This is a genomic window from Kitasatospora albolonga, assembly GCA_002082585.1.
GTDB lineage: Bacteria > Actinomycetota > Actinomycetes > Streptomycetales > Streptomycetaceae > Streptomyces > Streptomyces stephensoniae.
In genome coordinates this window covers 1,878,860-1,895,642 of sequence record CP020563.1, presented here as the reverse complement: position 1 = coordinate 1,895,642, position 16,783 = coordinate 1,878,860, and the positions used below count along the sequence as shown (strand labels likewise).

14 protein-coding genes are annotated in these 16,783 nt (G+C 72.8%); 6 read left to right on the top strand and 8 right to left on the bottom strand.

Annotated features, from left to right (window positions below; translation table 11 throughout):
• Positions 1-3: 3 nt before the first annotated feature.
• Positions 4-1,020 carry an oxidoreductase gene (locus B7C62_08185; protein ARF72254.1) on the bottom strand — a complete coding sequence of 339 codons (1,017 nt, stop codon included), beginning with the start codon at positions 1,018-1,020 and terminating at the stop codon, positions 4-6.
• Between the two features lie 90 nt (positions 1,021-1,110).
• Between B7C62_08185 and B7C62_08180 the strand changes: the two genes are divergently transcribed.
• Positions 1,111-2,631 carry a Bcr/CflA family drug resistance efflux transporter gene (locus B7C62_08180; protein ID ARF72253.1) on the top strand — a complete coding sequence of 507 codons (1,521 nt, stop codon included), beginning with the start codon at positions 1,111-1,113 and terminating at the stop codon, positions 2,629-2,631.
• Between the two features lie 253 nt (positions 2,632-2,884).
• Here B7C62_08180 and B7C62_08175 read toward each other — a convergent pair whose 3' ends face one another.
• Positions 2,885-4,219, bottom strand: coding sequence for a hypothetical protein (locus B7C62_08175; protein ID ARF72252.1), 1,335 nt, complete (start codon positions 4,217-4,219; stop codon positions 2,885-2,887).
• Positions 4,220-4,407: 188 nt separating this feature from the next.
• Between B7C62_08175 and B7C62_08170 the strand changes: the two genes are divergently transcribed.
• Positions 4,408-5,403, top strand: coding sequence for an rRNA methyltransferase (locus B7C62_08170; GenBank protein ID ARF77042.1), 996 nt, complete (start codon positions 4,408-4,410; stop codon positions 5,401-5,403).
• 15 nt (positions 5,404-5,418) lie between these two features.
• Here B7C62_08170 and B7C62_08165 read toward each other — a convergent pair whose 3' ends face one another.
• Positions 5,419-6,063 (bottom strand): hypothetical protein, encoded by a 645-nt coding sequence (locus B7C62_08165; GenBank protein ID ARF72251.1) that lies wholly within the window; start codon positions 6,061-6,063, stop codon positions 5,419-5,421.
• 166 nt (positions 6,064-6,229) lie between these two features.
• A complete protein-coding gene (locus tag B7C62_08160) occupies positions 6,230-7,012 on the bottom strand; it encodes an amidinotransferase (protein ID ARF72250.1) in 783 nt (260 codons plus the stop codon).
• Positions 7,013-7,311: 299 nt separating this feature from the next.
• On the opposite strand from B7C62_08160, the gene B7C62_08155 reads away from it, so the two are divergent.
• Both B7C62_08155 and B7C62_08150 read left to right on the top strand, forming a co-directional pair.
• Positions 7,312-7,941 (top strand): TetR family transcriptional regulator, encoded by a 630-nt coding sequence (locus B7C62_08155; GenBank protein ID ARF72249.1) that lies wholly within the window; start codon positions 7,312-7,314, stop codon positions 7,939-7,941.
• Between the two features lie 176 nt (positions 7,942-8,117).
• Positions 8,118-8,864, top strand: coding sequence for a DNA primase (locus B7C62_08150; GenBank protein ID ARF72248.1), 747 nt, complete (start codon positions 8,118-8,120; stop codon positions 8,862-8,864).
• Positions 8,865-8,927: 63 nt separating this feature from the next.
• Here the strand turns inward: B7C62_08150 and B7C62_08145 are convergent, their stop codons facing one another.
• The 4 genes from B7C62_08145 to B7C62_08130 all read right to left on the bottom strand — a co-directional run bounded on the left by B7C62_08145 (position 8,928) and on the right by B7C62_08130 (position 13,224).
• Positions 8,928-9,932, bottom strand: coding sequence for a hypothetical protein (locus tag B7C62_08145; protein ARF77041.1), 1,005 nt, complete (start codon positions 9,930-9,932; stop codon positions 8,928-8,930).
• Between the two features lie 162 nt (positions 9,933-10,094).
• The gene (locus B7C62_08140; protein ID ARF72247.1) at positions 10,095-10,937 is read right to left on the bottom strand and encodes a heme ABC transporter ATP-binding protein; all 843 of its coding nucleotides are present in this window, start codon (positions 10,935-10,937) and stop codon (positions 10,095-10,097) included.
• A complete protein-coding gene (locus tag B7C62_08135) occupies positions 10,934-12,142 on the bottom strand; it encodes a heme ABC transporter permease (GenBank protein ARF72246.1) in 1,209 nt (402 codons plus the stop codon). The genes B7C62_08140 and B7C62_08135 overlap by 4 nt, the downstream gene beginning before the upstream one ends.
• Complete coding sequence (locus tag B7C62_08130; protein ID ARF72245.1) at positions 12,139-13,224, bottom strand: ABC transporter substrate-binding protein; 1,086 nt, start codon at positions 13,222-13,224, stop codon at positions 12,139-12,141. The genes B7C62_08135 and B7C62_08130 overlap by 4 nt, the downstream gene beginning before the upstream one ends.
• Before the next feature lie 163 nt (positions 13,225-13,387).
• Here B7C62_08130 and B7C62_08125 point away from each other — a divergent pair, with 163 nt between their 5' ends.
• Both B7C62_08125 and B7C62_08120 read left to right on the top strand, forming a co-directional pair.
• Positions 13,388-14,875 (top strand): Htaa domain protein, encoded by a 1,488-nt coding sequence (locus B7C62_08125; protein ID ARF72244.1) that lies wholly within the window; start codon positions 13,388-13,390, stop codon positions 14,873-14,875.
• 88 nt (positions 14,876-14,963) lie between these two features.
• Positions 14,964-16,604, top strand: coding sequence for a hypothetical protein (locus B7C62_08120; GenBank protein ID ARF72243.1), 1,641 nt, complete (start codon positions 14,964-14,966; stop codon positions 16,602-16,604).
• Positions 16,605-16,783: the final 179 nt, after the last annotated feature.

The window sequence follows — 16,783 nt, the reverse complement described above, 5'->3', positions numbered from 1 at the left end:
AGCTCAGCGGTCCGCCGGGTAGCGGACGCCGATACGGTCCCGTACCGCGTCGAGCGTCCGCATCACCGCGAGCGTGCCCTCCAGCGGGACGAGCGGGGACTCGTTCTCGCCCGCCCGGATCGCCCGCGCCACCTCGACGGCCTCGTACTGCATTCCGGACAGGCCCTGCGGCCCGGGCCCCGAGGTGACCGTCTCCGGCTCCCTGCCCGGCCGGTGCAGCACGAAGTGGTCCGGGTGGAAGAAGTCGCGCGGGAGGTCGATCCGGCCCTCCGTGCCGATGACGGTGGCCGCCGTCGGGTGGTGGCCGACGATCGAGCAGGAGAGCAGCGCGGTGGCGCCCGACTCCCAGCCCAGCAGCATCCCCGTGTTCAGGTCGACACCCTCGGGCGAGAGCAGCGCGTCGGCCCGCACCCGGTCCGGCTCGCCCAGCAGCAGGTGGGCGAAGGCGACCGGGTAGACCCCGAGGTCCAGCAGCGCCCCGCCGCCCAGGTCCGGGTCGCGCAGCCGGTGGCCGGGGGCGAAGTCGCCCGCGAAGCCGAAGTCCGCCTGTACGGTACGGATCTCGCCGATCGCCCCGTCCCGCACCAGCTCGGTCAGCCGGCGGACCACCGGGTTGAGGTAGGTCCACATGGCCTCCATCAGGAAGAGGCCCCGGTCCCGGGCGAGCGCCACCAGCTCCTTCGCCTCCCGGCTGTTGAGCGTGAACGCCTTCTCGCACAGCACATGCTTCCCGGCCTTCAGCGCGAGCGAGGCCGCCGCGTGGTGCGCCGAGTGCGGGGTGGCCACGTACACCACGTCCACCGTGTCGTCGGCGACCAGCTCCGCCCAGCTCCCGTGGGCCCGCGCGATCCCGTGGCGCTCGGCGAAGGCCCGCGCCGAGGTCTCCGTACGCGAGGCGACCGCCACCACCTCGGCGTCCGGCAGCGCCTGGACGTCCGCCGTGAAGGTCGCCGCTATGCCGCCCGTCGCCAGAACGCCCCAGCGCACCGCCGTCCCGCCCGTTCCGTCGGTCCCGCCCATGCCCGCCCCACCCCATCCACCCCGAAAAGGTATCGACCACTCCGGCCGAGCTGAGAGCATAGATGCGGATTCAACGATGCGGAGATGAGAATGCCGGACAGTGGCGGCAGCCGGGCCCAGCGCGAACACATACCCACCTCCGGGACGGGCCCTGGCGCCGCTCCCGGAGCCCGAGCCGAAGCCGACGGCGCTCTGCCCACCCCGCACGGGGACGCGGGCGCCCTCTCCGCCGACCCGGCGACCCCGCAGGTCACCGCCCCGCCCGGCCTCCCGGGAACCCCCGGCCACCGGGCCGCTTCCGGCCTCCCGGCCTCCGGGGTCAAGGCAGCCCCCGAGGCAGCCCTCACGGCCGAGGCAGCCCCCGCGGCCAAGGCGGCTCCCGCCCTCAAGGCGGCGCGGCGGACCGGGTTCCTGGTCACCATGGTCCTCGGCGGGCTCACCGCCCTGCCGCCGCTCTCCATGGACATGTACCTCCCGGCGCTCCCCGCCGTCACCGACTCCCTCAGCGCCCCCGCCGCCACGATCCAGCTCACGCTGACCGCCTGCCTGGCCGGGATGGCGCTCGGGCAGCTCGTCGTCGGACCGATGAGCGACCGCTGGGGCCGCCGCAGGCCGCTGCTGCTGGGCATGGTCGTCTACGTCATCGCCACCGCGATCTGCGCGCTCGCCCCCACCGCCGAACTCCTCATCGCCTTCCGCCTCCTCCAGGGCCTCGCGGGCGCGGCGGGCATCGTGATCGCCCGGGCGGTGGTGCGCGACCTCTACGACGGCGTGGAGATGGCCCGGTTCTTCTCCACCCTGATGCTGATCTCCGGCGCCGCCCCGATCATCGCCCCGCTGATCGGCGGACAGGTGATGCGCTTCACCGACTGGCGCGGCATCTTCGTCGTCCTGACCGGGGTCGGGGTCGTGCTCACCCTGGTCGTCTGGAAGTGGCTGCACGAGACCCTGCCGCCCGGCGACCGCCACACCGGAGGGGTCGGCGAGGCGCTGCGCACCATGCGCGGGCTGCTGGCCGACCGGGTCTTCACCGGCTACATGATCGCGGGCGGCCTCGCCTTCGCCGTCCTGTTCGCGTACATCGCCGCCTCCCCGTTCGTCATGCAGGAGATCTACGGGGCCTCGCCGCAGACCTTCAGCCTGCTGTTCGGCCTCAACTCCATTGGGCTGATCGCCGTCGGCCAGATCAACGGCAAGCTGCTGGTGGGCCGGTTCAGCCTGGACAAGGTGCTGGCCTTCGGCCTCGCGGTCATCGTGCTCGCGGCGCTCGCCCTGCTGCTCATGACGCTGGGCGTGTTCGGCGAGGTCGGCCTCGTACCCGTCGCGGCCGGGCTGTTCGTGCTGATGTCGGCGATGGGCCTCGCGATGCCCAACACCAACGCCCAGGCGCTGATGCGCACCAAGCACGCGGCGGGCTCGGCCTCCGCGCTGCTCGGCACGTCCTCGTTCCTGATCGGGGCGATCGCCTCGCCGCTGGTCGGCATCGCGGGGGAGGACACGGCCGTCCCGATGGCGGTCGTGCAACTGGTGTGCGCGGTGGCGGCGGTCGGCTGCTTCCTGATCCTGTGCCGCCCGTGGCAGCGGGCGGGGCGCGAGGCCGGGGGGCTGTAGGCGGGGGCCGGGGCGCGGGGGCGGGGCCTGGGGGCCGGTCGTCTCCGTGAGGACCGGGGGCGCGGGGCCGGGCCCCGAACGCCGGTCGTCTCCGCGAGGACCGGGGGCGGGGGTTGCAGGCCGGTTGTCCCTGCGGGGCCGGGGCGCCGGAGGCCGGTCGCACCCGCGAGGACCGGGGCGCGGGGGCGGGGCCCGAACGCCGGTCGCCCCCCCCGCCAGAGCCGGAGTGCGGCGCCGGGGAGGTGCGCGCCGCTCAGTCCGTACGCGGATAGCCGATCAGCCGCGTACGGTCCTGCCGGTCCGTCCAGCGGAACACCCCGACCCCGGTCGTCTCCGTCCCCGGCAGCCGCGCGTTCCGTGACAGCGGGTCCGTGGTCCAGGTCGCGAGGTCCACCGCGACCGGCAGCCCGCCCCCGGAGAGCGCCTCCGAGGCGTCGCGCGCGTTCTCGGCCCCGTACGCGATGCCGTCGTCCGTCACCGTGGCCAGGGCCAGATGGCCGACGCCGTCCGGCCCCTCGAAGCAGTGGCCCCGCCGCGCCGCCAGGTCGAAGGCCAGGTTTCCGGCGATCAGATAGCCGCCCGACGGGGAGAGCACCGCCTGCGGGTGGCGCCCCGGCTCTATGGCGGGCCGGTGGCACTCCACCGAGACCAGCGGCCTGCCGGTCGCCGCGTCGTGCACCGCCCACAGCTCATGGGTGGCCGCCCGCTCCGCCTTCCTCGCCAGGGCCCACTTCGCCAGCACCCGGCCCGGGGCCACCGACGTCACCACACCGCTGCCCCGGTCGACGCCCTTGGGCGCCACGTTCCGGCTGAACCAGCCGCCGCGCACCCAGAACTCCCGTGCCCCGCCGACCAGCAGCCCCGCCGGGGTCTGCCCGTGCACCTCGGTGAGCTGCTTGCAGGCCGGGCAGCCCTTCGGGTACTTCAGCTCGTCCGCGCCCAGCTCGGAGACCAGGCCCGTGACCGGGTCGATCAGCGCGCTGTTGGCCTGCCCGTCGCTGATGACGATCTCCGGGCCGCTGGTGCTGACGCCCGGAGCCCCGGACCACGGCACCTCGACACGTTGCTGGGAGCCGTTCGTCACGTCGTACAGATCGAGCGATACGAGGGTGGCGCCGGGCGTCATCCCGTCGCCGACCTTCCCGTACGACCAGGTCACGAAGTACTGCCGGGCCCCGGCGGTGACCGTGGCGAGCTTCGGGTAGTGCGCCGGGTCCGGCGGCCGCCAGGCCCGGCCCCGCCAGCCCGGCTTCCCGGTGGCCGTGTCGACGGTGCGCAGCCGGTAGCGGTTCCCGGCGGACCGCTCCAGATAGGCGAGCAGGCCCGTGGCGTGGGAGACGGCGATGTCGGGGGAGGAGCCGATGATCTCCCAGCCCCGCGCGGTCGAGTACTGCGGCGGGACGGTGAGCCGGGTGACCGCACCGGCGCCCGGCACCGTCCGCTCCACCGGCCCCGGGGAGGCCCCGCCCCCGGTGGCATCCCTGCCCTCCGGGCTGTCCGGGCCGCCGCCGCAGGCCGCCAGGAGGAGGAGCAGGGCGAGGAGGACCACCCCGCCGACCAGGGCCAGCCGCACGATCTTCTGTCTCATGGCTCTCCCGCGGGCCCACCCGGCCGTCCCGTGCCCGATCCCGCGCGGGCCAGCGTAGCAACAGGCTTCCGGCGGCGAGGAGTTCGCGGACATCCCGTTCCGCAGGGGTGACGCACCGGTTCTGCGGGGCCTGCGGCGGGCTCTCCACGGAATGCGCCCGCCCGCCCCCCTCCGCCTACAATTCGGCGGTGAACGTCACCCTCCCCACCGCCCAGTCCCTGCGCGCGGCCCTGGCCGGGCTGCTCGACGGGCTGCCGCCCAAGCAGGCCGCGCAGGCCGTCGACCGGCTGATCGCCAGCTATCGCGGGGAGACCCCGACCGACGCGCCGATCCTGCGGGACCGCTCCGACGTCGTCGCGTACGCCGCCTACCGGATGCCCGCCACCTTCGAGGCCGTACGGTCCGCCCTCGACGCCCTCGTCGAGGTCGCGCCGGACTGGGCGCCCGCCACCCACACCGACGTCGGCGGCGGTACGGGCGCGGCGAGCTGGGCGGTGGCCGGGGCCTGGGAGGGGGCGGCGACCACCGTCCTGGACTGGGCCGAGCCCGCCCTCGCGCTGGGCCGGGAACTGGCCGGGGCGTCCGGGGTGCCGGGGCTGCGTGAGGCCCGGTGGGAGCGGGCCCGGATCGGGGCGGCGCTGGAGCTGGCCCCGGCGGACCTGGTCACCGTCAGCTACGTACTCAAGGAGCTGACCGCCCAGGCCAGGACCGAACTGGTCGACGCGGTGGCCGGGGCCGGGCAGGCCGTGGTGATCGTGGAGCCGGGCACGCCCGACGGGTACGCGCGGATCATCGAGGCCCGGGACCGGCTCATCGCCGCCGGGCTGAGCATCGCCGCCCCCTGCCCGCACAGCGGCGCCTGCCCGATCGCCCCCGGCACCGACTGGTGCCACTTCTCGGCCCGGGTCAGCCGATCCTCGCTGCACCGGCAGGTCAAGGGCGGCTCGCTCAGCCACGAGGACGAGAAGTTCAGTTACGTCGTCGCCACCCGCTTCCCCACCACCCCGGCGCCCGCCCGCGTCACCCGCAGGCCGCAGATCCGCAAGGGCCAGGTCCTGCTGGAGCTGTGCACACGGGACGAGGGCCTGGACCGCTCCACGGTCACCAAACGCCACGGCGAGCTGTACCGGGCGGCCAGGAACATCGCCTGGGGCGATCCCTGGCCGCCGGAGGACAGCGCCTAGGGTCTTTCGTTTGGATCAGGCCGGATCAGGGTGCCGGGGCCCGCGAGCCCGGCATGATCCAAACGAGAGGCCCTGAGCCGGGTCGTGACGCGGACCGAGAAGGATCGGACCGCCGCCTCCTGTGTCCTCCTTCGCCAGCCCCGGGGCGGCGCGCCGGATCAGCTCGGCGATCGGCTCCGGCGCGAGCACTCTGTCGGGGGCTGCCGGAACGTGCGTTCCGTCGTACAGCGCGATCGAATCCCAGTCCTCGGGGTCGGAGACTCCGCGCCGGTCGACGATGACGGCCCGCGTCGGCACGGGCAGACGCGTCGCGGCGGCGATGACGGCCGACTCGACGCGCTGGGCCTGGTCGGGGCAGAGGCCGTCCAGCCACAGCGTCTGCGTCTCACGGCCGACCGGCACGGCATCGTACGTGTCGACCACATTGATGTCCGCCGTCAGCCACCAGTTGAACGTGAGTGTGGCGAAGCGCCGCCCGATCAGGCCGCCCAACTCCTCCTGGCTCATGGGCACGTCGTCACCTTCGACGTCGATCACCAGGGCCGCGTTCTTGACCGGGTGGATGAGCTTGATCCCGAACTCCGAGAAAATCTGTACCTGTTCGGCGAAGACCGCGTCGGTCACGTCTTCCCGGTACCACTGGATGAATCCATCAGCCATGACCGGCGCCTCGACAGCCCGGCGGTGCGCACATCATCGGCTCCCCCTCGTAGGACATCACCGGACACATGCCGGTGTTTCCTCGCATACTCGTCGAACGGACGCCGTTTCCCCACCGGATTACGGCGTCCGTGCGCGGCCGCGAGGCGCCCCGGGGCGCTGCCGCCTAGGCCCGCAGCTCCTGTGTGCAGCACTTCACGCTGCCGCCGCCCTTGAGCAGTTCGCCCAGGTCCATCGGGACCGGCTCGAAGCCCCGGTCGCGCAGCGGGTCGAGCAGGCCCGTCGCCGCCTGGGGCAGCAGGACGTGGCGGCCGTCGCTGACCGAGTTGAGCCCGAACGCCGCCGCGTCCGCCTCCCGGGCCAGCAGCGCGTCCGGGAAGAGCCGGCGCAGGACCGCCCGGCTGCCGGGGGAGAACGCGTCCGGGTAGTACATGATCTCGTCGGCCTCCGCGTCCAGCACACAGAGCGCGGTGTCCAGGTGGTAGTAGCGCGGGTCCACCAGCTCGAGGCCGATGACCGGCATCCCGAAGAACTCCTGCGCCTCGTCGTGCGAGAGCGGGCTGGAGCGGAAGCCGCGCCCGGCCAGCAGATAGGAGGAGGTGACCGCGAAGTCCCCCTCGCCCTCGTTGACGTGGTCCGGCTCCCGGATCTCGGTGAAACCGTTCTCCCGGAACCAGGCGCGGTGGGCCTCGGCCTCCTCGTACCGCTCCCGGTAGGCGAAGAGGGCGCCGAGGACCCGCCCGCCGATCACCGTGGCGCCGTTGGCCGCGAAGACCATGTCCGGCAGGTCCGGGCGGGGGGTGAGCAGCTCGACGGTGTGGCCGAGGGAGCGGTAGCGGTCGCGCAGGTCCTCCCACTGGGTCTGGGCCAGTGGCAGGTCGACGGGCTTGGACGGGTCCATCCACGGGTTGATGGAGTAGGTGACCCGGAAGTGCGTCGGCGCGCACATCAGGTAGCGACGAGGGGTGGCGTCACGGTTCAACTCGGGCTCCTCGCGATCGGCGGCCGGAGCCGCGGAACGGTGGGATACGCACGGTCTGCGCGTCAGCCCATGGTGCGCTGTGCGGGCCCGATCCGCAGTGGACCGATCGGGTGATTCATCCGACCGTCCGACCGTGGTCACCGGCCGGTCGCTCGACAGGCGACCGGATGCGGACCGCAGCCGCAGGTCACCGGATACGCAACCGCAGGCAGCCGGATGCGGGCAAGACGATACGTATCGGCTCGGACGGGTACTAGATTGGCCGCATGGCACCCCACAAGGCCCCCGACGCCAGCCGCCGCAGCGACCGCTCCCGCCGGGCCATCTACGACGCGGCCCTCGCCCTCGTCGGCGAGAGCGGCTACCGGCGTACGACGATCGAGGGCATCGCCGCCCGCGCCGGGGTCGGCAAGCAGACGATCTACCGCTGGTGGCCCTCCAAGGCGGCCGTCCTGATGGAGGCGTTCCTCGATCTGGCCGCCCGCGCGGCCGAGCAGGCGGGGCCCCGGGCGGGCGGCACCGAGCACGGCATCCCCGACACCGGGGACCTGGCCGCCGACCTCAAGTTCGTCCTCCGCGCCACCGTCGACGAGCTGAACGATCCGCTGTTGGAGGCCCCTACCCGGGCGCTGACCGCCGAGGGCATCGTCGACGCGAAGCTGGGCGCCGAGTTCATCGAAAAACTGCTCGACCCGTCGCTCGCGTTGTATGTCACACGGCTGCGGGCCGCACAGGAGGCCGGACAGGTCCGCGCCGACGCCGATCCGCGGATCGCCCTGGAGCTCCTCATCGCGCCACTGACCCACCGCTGGCTGCTCAGGACCCTCCCGCTCACCCATGCGTACGCCGACGCGATCGTGGACTACGCCCTCGGCGGGCTGACCCCGCGACCTTGATCCCCCTCGGGTGAGCGACCTTGATCCTTATCCGTTATGTGGTGACATCGGGCGTGATGGTGCTCACTCGGTGCAGTGGTACACGGCCCCGCTGGTGAACTCTGGCCACCCGAACCGCAGGATGGTGCGACGATGGAGAGGCAACGCTGAGGTGAACTGCTGAGGTGAGGGGATAGATGGGCGCCGATTCCGGCCGTTTCCGCGGCACAGAGAGCAGGATCTCCCAGTGGCTGCGGCGACGTCCCAAATCACCGGGGGCCGAAGCCGGGGAGACGGCCAGAGTGGCGCTGCTCCTGGCGGTCGCCGACGCGGGCATGCCCATCGCCCCCGCCGCCCACCCCCTCGGATACCGATGTTCGTGCGAGCGCATCGGCTGTCCCACCCCCGCCCGGCACCCCGTCTCCTTCGCCTGGCAGACGCAGTCGACCACCGACCGCGCCCAGATCGAGCGCTGGGCCCGCAGCCAGCCGCTCGCCAACTTCATCACCGCGACCGGCATGATCCACGACGTGCTGGACGTCCCGCTCACCGCCGGCCGCAGCGCCCTGGAGCGCCTTCTCGAAGCGGGCATCGACGTCGGCCCGGTCGCCCAGTCCGGCGAGGACCGGATGCTCTTCTTCACCGCCACCCGCGGCACCCCCGAGGACGAGGACGAGTGGTGGCCCTGCGAGCTGGACTGCCACCCCGAGACCATGGACGCCCACCCGGGCCTGCGCTGGCACTGCCGCGGCAGCTACGTACTCCTGCCGCCTGCCCGGCTCCCCGGTGAGCTCGACGTCCACTGGGTGCGCGGCCCCGAGCACGAGCTGCCCGACCCGCTGACCCTGCTGGAGACCCTCACCGACGCCTGCGCGCGGTACGCGGGGAGCGCCGAGCAGAGCGAGCTGGACCACGACTCGATCGCCTGGCCCCTGAGCCGCTGAGGATTCACGGGGGTGGTGTCCGGTCCCGGGACCCGGGACCGGACACCACCCCCGTACACACGTCTACTCGCCCTTCGCCGCGATCAGCCCCGGCAGCCGGTTCAGCACCCGCACCCTGCCGCCGGAGCCCGACGCCTGCTCGCGCCCGGGCACATACACCAGCTGGCTGGAGACCCGCTCCTTGGTGAGACTGTTGGTGACCTCGCCGGTCATCAGCGCCTTGACGTCCGCGTTGACCTCCGGCTTCAGCCCCTGGGCCGTGACCTGCCGCTCGAAGTGCTTGCTGCTGAAGAAGACCAGCGCCCCGCCGTCCTCGGTGCGCAGCCCGAGCGGGCCGAACGTGCCGCCGGTCAGCGGCTGGTCGACGTACTGGTAGGAGAACCCGGCCCGCCGGGTCGTACGGCGCGTGTCGCGCCACGCCGAGGTCGCGGTGCCGGGGGCGAACACGTCCGGGGTGCCCTTCTGGAGGTACTCCGTGTACGCGGTGCTCAAGTCGGCCGGAGAGACGACCAGTTCCTTGCTCCGCGGCTCCACCGGAGTGGCCAGCCCGTCCTTGTCCAGGGTGAACTCCGGTACCTGGGACGGCGGGACGACCGCGAGATAGGACGCCTTCCACAGCGCGTCGGGACCGCTCCGTACGAACGTCACCAGCCAGCGGTTGTCCAGCTTCCCGCCGTCCTCGTCCCGGTTGGAGTCGGTGTCGGCCAGGAACCAGCGCGGCCAGCCCGCCTTCTTCGGGATGATGTAGGTGGCGTCGGTCAGCTCCAGCGGCTTGTGCGCCTTGTTGCCGTCGGGGCTGTACGTCTGCCGCGCCTTCAGCCCGGCCTGGTTGATCGCCCCGAGCGACCCCGTCACCCGGTCCGCGTCCAGCGCCGGATCGTACGCCTTGTCCGCCGCGTTGTAGGCGTCGGTGAAGTCCTTCAGGGCCTGCGCGGCCTCGGCCTCCGTCGCCCCCGGCAGCACTTCCAGCTCACCGTGCACCGTCACACAGCCGCTCGCCGTCAGACACAGCACCGTCGCCGTCGCGAGCGCCGCCGTCAGCCGACCCACCCCAGGGACTCTCGTCATCCGTTGCTTCTGCGCCTTCTGCATCCGTCATCCGTCGCCCGCACTGACCGTCGAAACCCTACCGGGGCGGCGAACGGCATGCGGGCGCGGACCGGATACAGCGCCCACACCGTGACCTGGCCCCCCGGAAAGCGCCGGAAAGCGCCCCGGGGAAGCCGGTGTTCAGGCCGGGTCGCGTACGGGGACGACCAGCGGGGCCCCCGTACGCGGATGCGGGAACACCTCCACCGGCTGCCGGTACACCTCACCGAGCAGCTCGCTGCTGAAGATCTCCCGGGGCGGGCCCACCTCCGCGATCCGCCCCTGGTGCAGCACGGCCACCCGGTCCGCGTACGCGGCGGCAAGCCCCAGATCGTGCAGGACCACCACCACCGCGTCCCCCGCGGCCGCCCGCTCCCGGCAGATCCGCAGCACCAGCTCCTGGTGGCGCAGGTCCAGGGCGGCCGTCGGCTCGTCCAGCAGCATCAGCGGGGCCCGCTGCGCCAGCACCCGGGCCAGCGCCACCCGGGCCTTCTCCCCGCCCGACAGCGCGGAGAACGGACGCCCGGCGAACCGCGTCACCTCGGTGGCCGCCATCGCCGCCGCCACCGCCGCGTCGTCCTCGTCCTCCCGCTCCGTACCGGCCCAGGGCGCCCGCCCCATCCGTACGACGTCCTCCACCGGGAACGGGAAGGAGAGCACGGCGGACTGCGGCAGCACCGAGCGGCGCAGGGCCAGTTCGGGCGGGGTCCACTCGGTGGCGGGGCGGCCGCCGATGACCACGTGACCGTCGCCCGGGGCCAGATCGGCGGCGAGCGCGGCCAGGAGCGTGGACTTGCCCGCCCCGTTGGGGCCGACCAGCGCCACCACCTCGCCCGTGTGCGCGGTGATGTCGACGGCGTCCAGCACCTGCCGCCCGCCGAGGCGGACCGAGAGCCCGGTGGCCTCGACGGCAGGGGAGCCGGGCGCGACGGGCGAGGGCAGCTCCCGGCTCCGTACCGCGAACAGGTCTCTCAGCGTCCTCATGCCCAACCACCTTGCTTACGACGGGTCCTGCGCAGCAGCCAGAAGAAGAACGGGCTGCCGAAGAGCGCGGTCAGCACCCCGAGCGGCAGCTCGGCGGGGGCGGCCACGGTCCGGGCCGCGAGGTCGCCCGCCACCAGCACCAGCGCACCGCCCAGGGCGCTCCCGGGGACCAGGAAACGGTGGCCGGGGCCGTTCGCCATCCGCAGCAGATGCGGGACGAGCAGCCCGACGAACGCGATGATCCCGGCCACGGCCACGGCGGCGGCCGTCAGCAGCGCCACCACCAGGACCAGCGTGATCCGCAGCCGCTCCACGTCCACGCCCAGATGGCGGGCGGGCCGCTCCCCGAGGGCCAGCAGATCCAGCTTGCGGGCGTAGAAAGGCGCGATGAGCAGCCCGGCCAGCGCGCACGGCAGCACGGCGAGCACCTTGGGCCAGGTCGCCTGCGAGAGCGAACCGAGCTGCCAGAAGGTGATCTGGGTGATCTGCGCGTTGTCCGCGAAGAAGACGAACAGCCCGATCAGCGCGCCCGCGAAGGCGTTGACGGCGATACCGGTGAGGATCAGCGTCACGACCTCGGTCCGGCCGCCGGAGCGCGAGAGCGTATAGACGAGCAGCACCGTGCCGAGACCGGCGATGAACGCGAAGACCGTGATGGTCCAGTTGCCGAAGAAGGTCAGCCCGAGCGCGATGGAGGCGACCGCGCCGACCGCCGCGCCCGCCGAGATCCCGATGACACCGGGCTCGGCCAGCGGGTTGCCGAACACGCCCTGCATCAGGGCACCCGCGCAGCCGAGCGAGGCGCCGACGAGCAGCGCCAGGGCGACCCGGGGGAGCCGCACGTTCCACAGGACGCTCTCCCCGACCCGGTCCAGCGGCTGCCCGCCGAGCCCGATCCGGTGCTGGAGCGAGCCGAGGAGGTCCCCGATGGGGATGGAGTACGCGCCGATCGCGGCGGAGAGCAGACACCCGGCGAGCAGGGCGAGCGAGAGCCCGACCGTGAGCACGAACGCCTTGCCGCGCGGGGACTTGGGGGCGGGGGGCGCCTCGGCGGCCTCGCCCGTGGCGGCAGCCTTGGCCGCCTCGCCTGCGTCCGTCGGCCCGGTGCCGGGCGAGGGCGCTTCGGCGTCCTGCTCTTTGGAGAGCGGCGACGGGCCCCGGTCGGAGCGGGCCTTGTCCGCCCGTTCCTCGTACGACGTCGTCACTGGCCCTTGCCGCCCTTCGCGTACAGCTGCTCGACGATGTCGGCGAGCACGCGGTCGGTGCGCGGGCCGTAGTTCAGCAGCACGCCGTCGTCGATCGTGACGACCCGGCGGTCCATTCCGGCGGGCGTCTCCGCGATGCCGGGGATCTTCACCAGACCGTCCATCCCGCCCACCGAGTCGAACCCCTTGGTCATCAGCAGGATCGCGTCGGGCGCGGCCTTGGCGAGCGCCTCGCTGGTGATGGCGGTGAAGTCCTTCTTCAGCCCGGACGTCTTGCCCGCGTCGACCGCGCCCGCCGCCTCCAGCAGCGAACTCGCCCCCGACTCCGCGCCGCCCAGCAGATAGACGGAGGCCGAACCGCGCAGATAGAGGAAGGCCACCCGGGGCTTCTTGCCGTCGGCGTGGTCCGGGATGGTCTTCTGCACGGCCGCGATACGGGACTCGGTGCGCTCCTTCAGCTCGGTGCCGGCCGCCGGTACGCCCAGCGCCTCGGCGACCGTGTCGATCCGGCGGCCGACGTCGTCGAGCCCCTTGGCGGGCTCGACCACGAGGAGCGGGATGCCCGCTTCGCGGATCTGGTCGATCGCCTCGCGCGGACCGGTCGTGGTGTCCGCGAGGACGACGGTCGGCTTCAGCGAGAGCACGCTCTCCGCCGAGACGTCATGGGCGCGGGTCACCACCGGGAGCTTCTCGGCCTGTTCGAAGGTGGCGGTGATGTCGCGGGCGACGACCTGCTTGCCGAAGCCGAGGGTGAAGACGATCTCGCTCAGCGATCCGGTCAGCGGCACGATCCGGTCGGTGGAGTCGATCGTGACCTTCTTGCCGTCCGCCGAGTCCACCGTCACCGGCAGCTTCGGGGCGGGCGCGGCGGCCAGCGGCTCGACCCGGTCCGCGTCGGCCGAGCTCTTGGCGGGCTTCGATGCGGAATCGTTGCCTCCGCCGCAGCCCGTCAGGAGCAGGGCGAAGGCCAGCGCGGCGGTGAGGGCGGCGCCCGTCCGGCGACGGGCCGGGCGACGGCCGAAGGCTCGCCCGGTGTCCGGGCCCTCAGGGCCGTTCGGGGCGAAGTCCTGCGTGATGCGCACGGGGCACCGTCCTGTCGTTCTGCGTCATGCGGTGGGTGGTTCGAGGGGCTCTGTAGGTGTGACGAATGTGTCGGGTCCGTGGGGGCCCGGAGGGGTTCCGGCACAGGCTGGGAATACCTTAGGTTAGCCTTACCTGCACATCTAGCCCTCGGAGGGGTCCCTCATGCTGTCGTCCAGATCCGCCCGCGCGCTCGCCGTCGCGCTCCTCGCGGTGCTGGTGGGAGCCCTGCTCCCCGCCGCCACCGCGCAAGCGGCCAGCCGTACGGTGCAGGGCGGGCGGCTGGACTGGGGCATCAAGTCCTCCTTCCAGAGTTACGTCACCGGGCCCATCGCCCAGGGCAGTTGGAGCCTGACCGGCGGCGCCGCCACGGTCGGCGGCAGCCAGTTCCGCTTCCACTCCGCGAACGGTTCCTACGACCCGGCGACCGGCGCCTTCAGCTCCGGCTTCTCCGGCGGGGTGCACTTCACCGGCCACACGAAGGCCGACGGAAGCAATGAGCTGGATCTCACCATCAGCCGCCCCACCATCAGGATCAGCGGCGGCAGCGGCACGCTCTTCGCCGACATGGTCAGCAAGGAGCGGGGGACCGGCAAGGTCAGCAACCGCTCCCAGGTGCCGCTGGCCAAGCTCGGCCTCGGCGGCATCAACATGAAGGGCGGCTCCACCCCCATCGCCCTCAGCAACGTCCCCACGACGCTGACCGCGGAAGGCGCCTCCGCCTTCGCCGGTTACTACACCGCCGGTACGCCGCTCGACCCGATCAGCCTCTCCGTCGACACCAAGGCCCCGGCCGAGCCGAAGCCCGCCCCGTCCGAGAAGAAGGACGCGGACGACAAGGACGCGGAGAAGGACGCCGACAAGGCCAAGGAGAAGGACGAGGAGAAGGCCGAGAAGGAGAAGGCGGGCCGCGTCGAGAACGCCGCCGTCGACTGGGGCGTCCGCCGCACCTTCCGCGAGTACGTCACCGGCTCCATCGGCCAGGGCAAGTGGACGCTGGCCGACGGCGCCCAGGACGGCGGGGCACTCTTCCGCTTCCCGGCGGGCAAGGGCACGTACGACGCGAAGAAGCAGAAGCTGGACGCGGGCTTCGACGGCAGCGTCCACTTCACCGGCGCCCACGACCTCGACCTGAAGTTCGCCGCCGTCACGGTCGCCGTGGCCAAGGGCGAGGGCACCCTGTCGGCGGACGTCACGAGCGCGGGCACCACCCGCAAGGACGTCCCCCTGATCACCTTCGAGGCCAAGGACTTCGCGCCGAAGGACGGCCTCGCGGTCCTGACGGAGGTCCCGGCCACCCTCACCGCCGAAGGCGCCGAAGCGTTCGGCTCCATGTACAAGGCGGGCACCGAGATGGACCCCGTCTCGCTCGCCGTGGCCGTGGACAAGAAGGCCGAACTGCCCGCGCTGCCCGACCTCGGCAGTGAGCCGACGGCCGCTGCCGAGCCCTCGCAGAAGCCCTCGGCCGAGCCCTCCACCGAACCGGTCGCCGCCGCCTCGGACTCCGGCCCGGGCGCCGGAACGTACGCCGCGATCGGCGGCGGGGTGCTCCTGCTCGCCGCGGCCGGGACGTTCTTCGTCCTGCGTCGCCGCAAGGCCGCCGCCGGTACCGACGCCACCGCCACGGGCTCCGACGCCCCCCAGACCTCCTGACGACGGCACCGATGCACGCTTTATGGTTCCTCGCCCCCTCCCCCCACGCCTCGCTTCCTCCCCCCGTTCCCTTAGGAGAACCACCGACATGGCAGCAACTCGCCGCCCCATAGCCCTCGCTGCGGCCGTCGCCACGGCCGCCGCCCTGGGCGCGACCTTCGCCCTCCCCGCCTTCGCCGCCGACGGCGCCCCCGCCGAGGGGAAGCCCGCGGCCGGCGCCCCGGCCGCGCCGGTCTTCCAGCTGGAGTCGGGGGCCCTGGACTGGGGCTTCAAGAAGTCCTTCCGGACGATGATCGAGGGTGCCAAGGGCACCACCACCCTTGCGGACGGCGTCACGCAGAACGCGGACGGCACGTACAAGTTCCCCCTGGACAAGGGGGAGTACAACCTCGGCAACCACGGAGTCACGTCCTCGTTCAAGGGCAGCGTGCACTACGTGGCGCGCGGCGGCCTCCTGGACATCAAGCTGTCCGACGTCAAGGTCGTCACGGTCGGCAAGAGCGGCCACATCACCGTCGACATCACCAGCAAGTCCCCCGGCAAGGACCCGGTCGTCGCCGACGACGTGGAGTTCTCCACGCTCGACCTGGACGGCATCACCGCCTCCGACGGCCCCGAGGGCATGACCTACGCGGACATCCCGGGCGTCCTCACCGAGAAGGGCGCGGCGGCCTTCGCCGGTTACTACAAGGAGGGCGACCCGGTCGACCCGGCCACGCTGACGGTGAAGCCGGCCGCGCCGGTCAAGCCCCCCGTGGACCCGCCGGTGAAGCCCCCGGTCGACCCGCCGGTCAAGCCTCCCGTGGACCCGCCGGTGAAGCCCCCGGTCGTCGACCCTCCGGCCCCCGTCGACCCGACCCCCACGGAGACCGCCAAGCCCACCAGCGGCCCGGTCGTCGACGGCACCCTGGACTGGGGCGTCAAGAAGTCCTGGCGCTCGTACGTCGTCGGCCCGATCGCCCACGGCAAGATCGAGACGAGCGACGGCGCCACCGCCAACGGCGACGGCTACCGCTTCGGCAAGGCCACCGGCAACCTCGACGCCGAGAAGAACACGCTCACCGCCGAGTTCCAGGGCAAGGTGCGCTTCCTGGGCCACGAGTCCAAGGGTGACTTCCAGCTCGACCTCTCCCTCAGCAACCTGAAGGTCGACATCCAGGGCACCACCGGCAAGCTCGTCGCCGACGTCTCCTCCAAGAACCGGAACACCGGCGAGCTCAACGAGGTCTCCGGCCTGCCCATCGCCGACCTGAAGGTGCCCGCAGGCGCGCTCACCGCCAAGGACGGCATCGTGCACCTCGCGAACGTCCAGGCGATCCTCACCGAGGAGGGCTCCGAGGAGGCGTTCAGCCGCAGTTACTCGAAGGGCGATGAGCTCGACGCCCTGACGGTCGCCGTCTCGCTCGACAAGGACGCCACGCTGCCCCCGGGCGGTTCGAACGGCGGCTCCGGTTCGAACGGTGGCTCCGGCTCCACCGGCGGCTCGGGCTCCACGGGTGGCTCCACCGCGGGCGGTTCCACCACCGGTGGCGGCACGGTCGGTGGCGGCACCGTCGGCGGCGGTACGGCCGGTGGCTCCACCGGTGGTTCGGTCGGCGGCTCCGGCGCCCTCGCCGCGACCGGCGCCGACGTTCCGACCGGCGCCCTGCTCGCCGCTTCCGGCGTCGTCGTGGTGGCCGGTGCCGGGTTCGTGATCGCGGCGCGCCGTCGCCGTAACGAAACCGCCTGACCGAACAGAACGACCCGCATCACCTGAACCACCCGCACCACCCTCAGGGCCGTACCGGCAGCAGCAAGCTCACCGGTACGGCCCTGAGGCCGTTCCCGGCTCCCGGGCCGCCGACCGCCCCCCGGCTCCCCTCAACCCCCGCCCCGTCACGGGGTGATGCTTGAATGCGCACGTGAACC